Annotated in this window: 5 protein-coding genes and 1 pseudogene; all 6 read right to left on the bottom strand. The window is 72.4% G+C overall.

What is annotated here, in order from left to right:
* Positions 1–2,117: helicase-related protein (locus tag VLI41_RS14910; protein WP_325268874.1), on the bottom strand; the 2,117-nt coding region annotated here is incomplete at its 3' end.
* A 64-nt stretch (positions 2,118–2,181) separates the two neighbouring features.
* A complete protein-coding gene (gene mtnN / locus VLI41_RS14915) occupies positions 2,182–2,910 on the bottom strand; it encodes a 5'-methylthioadenosine/S-adenosylhomocysteine nucleosidase (RefSeq protein WP_325268875.1) in 729 nt (242 codons plus the stop codon).
* A 21-nt stretch (positions 2,911–2,931) separates the two neighbouring features.
* Positions 2,932–4,065, bottom strand: coding sequence for an ABC transporter permease (locus VLI41_RS14920; RefSeq protein ID WP_325268876.1), 1,134 nt, complete (start codon positions 4,063–4,065; stop codon positions 2,932–2,934).
* Positions 4,062–4,979, bottom strand: coding sequence for an ABC transporter ATP-binding protein (locus VLI41_RS14925; RefSeq protein ID WP_325268877.1), 918 nt, complete (start codon positions 4,977–4,979; stop codon positions 4,062–4,064). Before VLI41_RS14925 ends, VLI41_RS14920 begins: the two co-directional genes overlap by 4 nt.
* Entirely contained in the window at positions 4,976–5,950 is a 975-nt protein-coding gene (locus VLI41_RS14930; protein ID WP_325268878.1) for an HlyD family secretion protein, read from the bottom strand. Before VLI41_RS14930 ends, VLI41_RS14925 begins: the two co-directional genes overlap by 4 nt.
* Positions 5,947–6,201, bottom strand: a pseudogene (locus tag VLI41_RS14935) (TetR family transcriptional regulator); the annotation flags it as partial. The gene VLI41_RS14930 and the pseudogene VLI41_RS14935, both read right to left, overlap by 4 nt.

The raw sequence follows: 6,201 nt of genomic DNA on the forward strand, positions 1-6,201 counted from the left end.
CAGTCGCGCGCCTCGCGCGCCGCGAGCGCCTGGGCGAGCCCGCGCGCCTGCGGCTTCAGGAGACCGGGCATGTGCAAGGAAAACGCGCCGATCCGAACGCCGAGCGCCCGCAGCGCCCGCCGCTCCACCTGGCTCAGCGCCCTGGTCTCGGGTCTGACGAGCGTTCGGTCGAGCACCCCGCCGCTCTCGATCAGCCGATAGGCGAGGCCGCGCGCCAGGCCCTTGATCCGGCCCTCCGCCACCGCCGCCTCGAGCCGGCGCAGCGGCGCGAATTGCCGCGCGGCTTCGCCGGCCACGAAGGCCTCCAGCCGCCGCGCCGCGCGCTCGCGGGCCGCTTCGTGGCCGAGGTCCCCGTACAGCCTTACCCGCGGCGCGGCCGGCTGGCCGGCGCTCACCGCGCCCACCGCTTCGCCGCGCCAGAGCAGCGTCCCGTCCGGCGCCACGGAAAACGCCTCGTCCGGCTCGGCGGCGAGCCGGCCCAGGCGGCGGGCGATCTCAGGCCCCAGAGCCTGGCGGGCGGCGGCCCGGAGCGCCTTGTCCTCCAGCACCGTCGCGCCCTGCACGCCCTCGAAGCGCACGCCTTCGAGCTTGCCGACGTAGTGGCCTTCTACGGTGACGCTGCCGTCCGCCGCCACGCCGGCCAGCAGGTCCTCGCGTACCCGCAAGCCCCGCATCAGCGCGCTGGTCCGCCGGTCGACGAAGCGGGCCATCAGCTTCTCGTGCAAGGTGTCGGAGAGCCGGTCCTCCAGCTGCCGCATGCGGCCCTGCCAGCCGGCCGGGTCGGCCAGCCAGTCGGCGCGGTTGGCGACGTAGGCCAGCGTGCGGACGTAGGCGAGGCGCGCGGCCAGGGCGTCGATGTCGCCGTCGGTCCGGTCCAGGCCGGCGTGCTGCTTGGCGATCCAGTCCTCGGGGATCCTGCGGCGCCCGCTGGTCAGGTGCAGGAAGAAATCCCTGGCGAGCCGGATGTGGTCGTCGGTGGCGGCCTTGCGGAAATCCGGCGTCTGGCAGACATCCCACAGCTTGACCACCGCCGCCCGGTCGCGGGCGCGCGCGGCCACCTCCGGGTCGTCGGCGAGGCGTTTGAGGGTGGTCTCGTCCAGCGCCTCGGCGGCGAGCCTGAGCCCGTCGCGCGCCGGCGGCTCGGCCAGGGAGCGCACCAGGCCGGCGAGCGAGGCGAAGTCGAGCCGCGAGTTCCGCCACTCGGCCGCGGCCACGGGCTGGAACCGGTGCTCCTCCACCGCCAGCACGAGGTCGGGCTCCATGTCCTCGGCCTCACCGGTGACGCCGAACGTGCCGTCGCGCTGGAAGCGGCCGGCGCGACCGGCGATCTGGCCGAGCTCCTGGGGGCTCAACGGCCGCGTGCGCCGTCCGTCGAACTTGGCGAGGCCCGCGAACGCCACATGGTCGACATCCATGTTGAGGCCCATGCCGATGGCGTCGGTGGCCACCAGGAAGTCCACCTCACCGGACTGGTAGAGCTCGACCTGGGCGTTGCGGGTGCGCGGGCTGAGCGAACCCATGACCACGGCCGCCCCGCCGCGCTGCCTGCGGATCAGCTCGGCGATTGCGTAGACCTGCTCGGCCGAGAACGCGACCACCGCGCTGCGCCTGGGCAACCGCGTCAGCTTCTTCGGCCCGGAATAGGTCAGGCGCGAGAACCGCTCGCGCGTGGCGATCTCGGCGTGCGGCAGCAGCCGCCGCACCAAGGGCGCCATGGTCGCCGCGCCCAGCAGCATGGTCTCCGCCGTCCCGCGGGCGTGCAGCAGCCGATGGGTGAAGACGTGACCCCGCTCGGCGTCGGCGCAAAGCTGGATCTCATCGACCGCCAGGAACTCGACCTGCCGCGACAGGGGCATGGCTTCGACCGTGCAGACGAAGTACTGCGGCCGGGGCGGGACGATCTTCTCCTCGCCGGTGATCAGCGCCACCGCGCGCGGCCCTTTCGCCTTCGCCACCCGATCGTAGATCTCGCGGGCCAGCAGTCTCAGCGGCAGGCCGATCATGCCGCTCGCGTGGCCCAGCATGCGCTCCACCGCCAGATGGGTCTTGCCGGTGTTGGTGGGCCCCAGCGCCGCCACGAGCCGGGCCGGCGCAGCCCCCGTCGGGCGGTCGCTCATGGATTGAAGGTGGGGGCGCTCCGAGAGTCGGGCAAGCGAGACCGTCGCCTCTGTTCCGCCGCGCCTAGGCCTTGAGGATGCGCAGCAGCTCGCTGACGCACAGGGCCGAGTTCTGGGCCGCCATCAGGGCCATCTCGTAATAGGTGAGGTGGCTCTCCTCGCCGGCGAGGTCCGACAGCGTGCGGATCACGTAGAGCGGCCGGCCCCAGGCCTCGGCGATCTGATGCATCGCGCCGCTCTCCATGTCGATCGCGTCGGCCCCGAAGCGGGCGCGCAGCGCGTCGCGGGTCTCGGCGCAGTTCAGGAAGTAATCGGCGGTGACGATCCCGCCGCGCCGGATCGGATGACCCAGCCTCGCCTTCACGGCCGCCTCGAGATCGTCGAACGCGCGGGCCACCGCCGGCGCGACCGGGAACAGCTCGGTCAACTCCGGCGCGCCGATCGGGATCTCGCCGGATTGCGTCGGCGTGAAGGTCCGCCCCGCCACCAGCCCGAAATCGTGGATCGCCAGCCGGTCGGCGAGCAGCACCGAGCCCACCGGCAGGTCGGGCGCAAGCCCGCCGGCGACGCCCGAGCAGATCAGCGCTTCGGCTTCGAACAAGCCGAGCAGCAGGGTCGCCGCCGCCGCCGCGTTGACCTTGCCGATGCCGGCCTGGGCGAGCGCGAGATCCTCGCCCTCGTGGCGGCCGCGCCAGATGCGCGTGGGCCCATGCGTCTCCGGCTGGCGCTCGAGCTCCAGCCGCTCACGCAGGGCCGCCAGCTCCTCGGCCGTCGCGCACAGGATGCCGTACATCAGTACCCTCTCCCCCCGCCGTCAATCCAGCGTCCGCCGATAGCGCAGCATGGCGAGCGCGGTCACCACCAGGACGAAGGCGGTCAGCGCCGCCAGCTCCGGCCACTGGTCGCCGAGCGTCTGGCCCTTGAGCAGCGAACCTCGCACCAGCCGCAGGAAATGGGTCACGGGGATGACCTCGCCGATCGCCTGCGCCCAGCCGGGCATGCCGCGGAACGGGAAGGCGAAGCCCGAGAGCAGGATCGAGGGCAGCATGTAGAAGAAGCTCAGCTGCATGGCCTGCAGTTGCGAGGTGGCGACCGTCGAGATCAGGAAACCCAGCGCCAGAGAGCCCACGATGAACAGCGCGGTCCCCAGCGTAAGCCCCGTCCAGCCGCCCTGCATCGGCACCTGGAACAACAGTCGCGCGGTGACCAGGATCACCGCCGTCTGGATCACGCCGACCAGCACATAGGGCGCGAGCTTGCCGGCCATCACCTCGATCGGCTGCACCGGCGTGGCGAGCAGGCTCTCCATGGTGCCGCGCTCGATCTCGCGGGTCACCGAGAGCGCGGTCATCATCACCATGGTGATCGACAGGATCACACCCAGCAGGCCCGGCACGATGTTGAACGCCGTCACCGCCTCCGGATTGAAGCGGTTGTGGATCACCACCTCGAACGGCGGCTGCGCCTGGCCGCGCGCCGCGAGCCCGCCGGTTAGGTCGTGGGCCAACGCCTGCTGCGGCAGCGCCGCGAGCGCGGCCATGGCCGCCGAGTTGGCCGAGGGATCCGACGCGTCGGCCTCCACCAGCACCTGGGCGTGGTCGCCGCGCGCCACCCGGCGGGTGAAGTCGCCCGGGATGGTCACCGCGAACTGCGCCTCGCCGCGGCGGACCAGCTTGTCGAGCTCGGCCGGGGTGCGGGCCTGGCGGGTGAACGCGAAGTAGCTGGAATTGCGCAGCGCCGAGACGATCGAGCGGGCGAAGCGGGAGTCTTCCTGGACCAGCACCGCGGTCGGCAGCCGCTTCGGCTGGAAGTTGATCGCGTAGCCGAACAGCGTCAGCTGCATGATCGGGATCAGCAGCATGATCGCGAACGTCAGCCGGTCGCGCGTCAACTGCTTGAACTCCTTGGCCATCACGGCGAGGATCCGGACGCCGGACACGCCCATCATGGATAGTTGTCCTGCGCCTGGCCCATCAGGTGGATGAACACGTCCTCCAGCGTCGGCGGGACCTCATCCCAGCGGTAGGGCTCGCGGCGGTAGGGCGCGATCGCCGCCTCCAACGCCTTCCGGTCTGTCCCGCTCACGTGCAGCGCGGCCCCGAACGGGGCGACGCTCTCCACGCCGGGCTTGCGCGCGATCTCCTCGCCGATGCGGTCGATGTCCGGCCCCTCGCCGTGGAAGGTGACGAGGTGCGAGCCTGCGACCACCTCTGCGGCCGTGCCGCGGGCGATCAGCCGGCCGTAGCTGATGTAGGCGATCTCGTGGCAGCGCTCGGCCTCGTCCATGTAGTGGGTGGAGACCAGCACGGTCAGGCCGCGGCCGGCGAGCGCGTGGATCTCGTCCCAGAAGGTGCGCCGCGCCTTGGGGTCGACCCCGGCGGTGGGCTCGTCGAGCAGCAGCAGCTGCGGCTCGTGCAGGGTCGCCGCGGCCAGCGCCAGCCGCTGCTTCCAGCCGCCGGAGAGCGCGCCCGCGAGCTGATCGCGCCGGCCCGCGAGGCCCAGGTGGTCCAGCGCCTCGTCCACCCGTTCGCCCCGCCGGTCGAGGCCGTAGACGCGGGCCACGAATTCCAGGTTCTCGGAGATCGAGAGGTCCTCGTAGAGCGAGAACCGCTGGGTCATGTAGCCGGTGCGCCGCTTGATCTCCTCGGCCTGGCTCAGGATGTCGAAGCCCAGGCAGGCGCCGCGCCCGGAGTCCGGCGTCAGCAGGCCGCACAGCATGCGCAGCGTGGTCGTCTTGCCCGAGCCGTTGGGGCCGAGAAAGCCGCAGATGCGCCCCCCGGCGACCTGGATGGTGAGGTCCTGCACGACGTGCTTGTCGCCGAAGCTCTTATTGAGATCGGCCACGTCGATGGCGAGGCTCACCGCTCCGGCTCCAGCGGCTCGACGTCGACCGGCTGCCCGGGATTCAGCCTGACGCTCGGCCGCGCCTCCACCAGATAGACCAGCCGGTCGCGGGTCTCGCGGCTGTAGATCACCGGCGGCGTGAACTCGGGCCTTGGGCTCACGTAGACGATCTTCGCCGTCAGCCCGTTGCGGCAGCCGTCGCAGGCGAAGCGCACCACGCGGCCGGGCCGGTAGGCGGCCAGCGTCCGCTCCGGAACGAAGAAGCGGACGTAGATGCGAGCATCCGGCAGCAGCGAGAGGATCGGCTGGTTGGCGCCGGCCCATTCGCCTTGCCGGAAGAAGACATCCTCGACGCGCGCCGCCTCCGGCGCCTTGGGGGCCAGTTCGGCGAGCCGCGCCCGCGCCGCCTGCAGCGCGGCTTGCGCCTGGTCCACCCTGGCGTCGGCCGCGCGCACCTGGTCGGGCCGTGCGCCCAGCGTCGCGGTCTGCCGCTGGCGCCTCGCCGCCGCGGCCTGATCGGACGCCTGCTGGGCGGCGGCGCGCGCGTCGTCCAGCTGCTGGCGGGAAGCGACTCCTGCGGCGGCCAGATCGCTCGTCCGCCGATAGGTGGTCTGGGCCACCTTGGCCTTCGCCTCGGCGGCGGCAAGATTGGCGCTCAGCACCCCGATTTCGCTCGGCCGCTGGCCCTTGCGGGCGTCGAGGGCCTGGGCGCGCGCCTCGGCGAGCGCGGCTTCGGCCTGGCTCACGGCGTCCGACGACTGCTGCGGGTCGACCACGAACAGCGCCGCGCCCGCCTTCACCTCGTCGCCCTTGGCCACGTACATCGCCGTGACCGTCCCGGCGCTCGGCGCGGCGAGGTAGAGCGGCTCGCCCTCGATGTAGCCCGAGAGCGCCTGGGCGCGGGAGACCCGCGGCAGCAGCACCAGCCCCGCCACGATTAGGAGCGCCGCGGCGATCAGGCCGCCGATCAGCAGCCGCTGGCGGTTCATCGTGGGGCCTCCCAGGTCAGCATGCCCGAGAGCATGGTCTCCACGTGCTGGCGGGCCACGGTGCGGACGTCGAACGCCGCCGCGCCCACCGGCTCGAAGGTCTCGCGCCAGATGACGCTGATCAGCAGCGGGGAGATGAGCTGCAGGGCGTAGATCCTGGCGTCTCCGCCCCTGACCTCGCCACGGGCCTGGGCCGCCGTCACCGCATCGGCGAGCGCGCCCAGCGCCTGGGCCACCAGCCGGTCGTGCCA

This window comes from Phenylobacterium sp. (genome assembly GCF_035475775.1).
Taxonomy (GTDB): domain Bacteria; phylum Pseudomonadota; class Alphaproteobacteria; order Caulobacterales; family Caulobacteraceae; genus Phenylobacterium.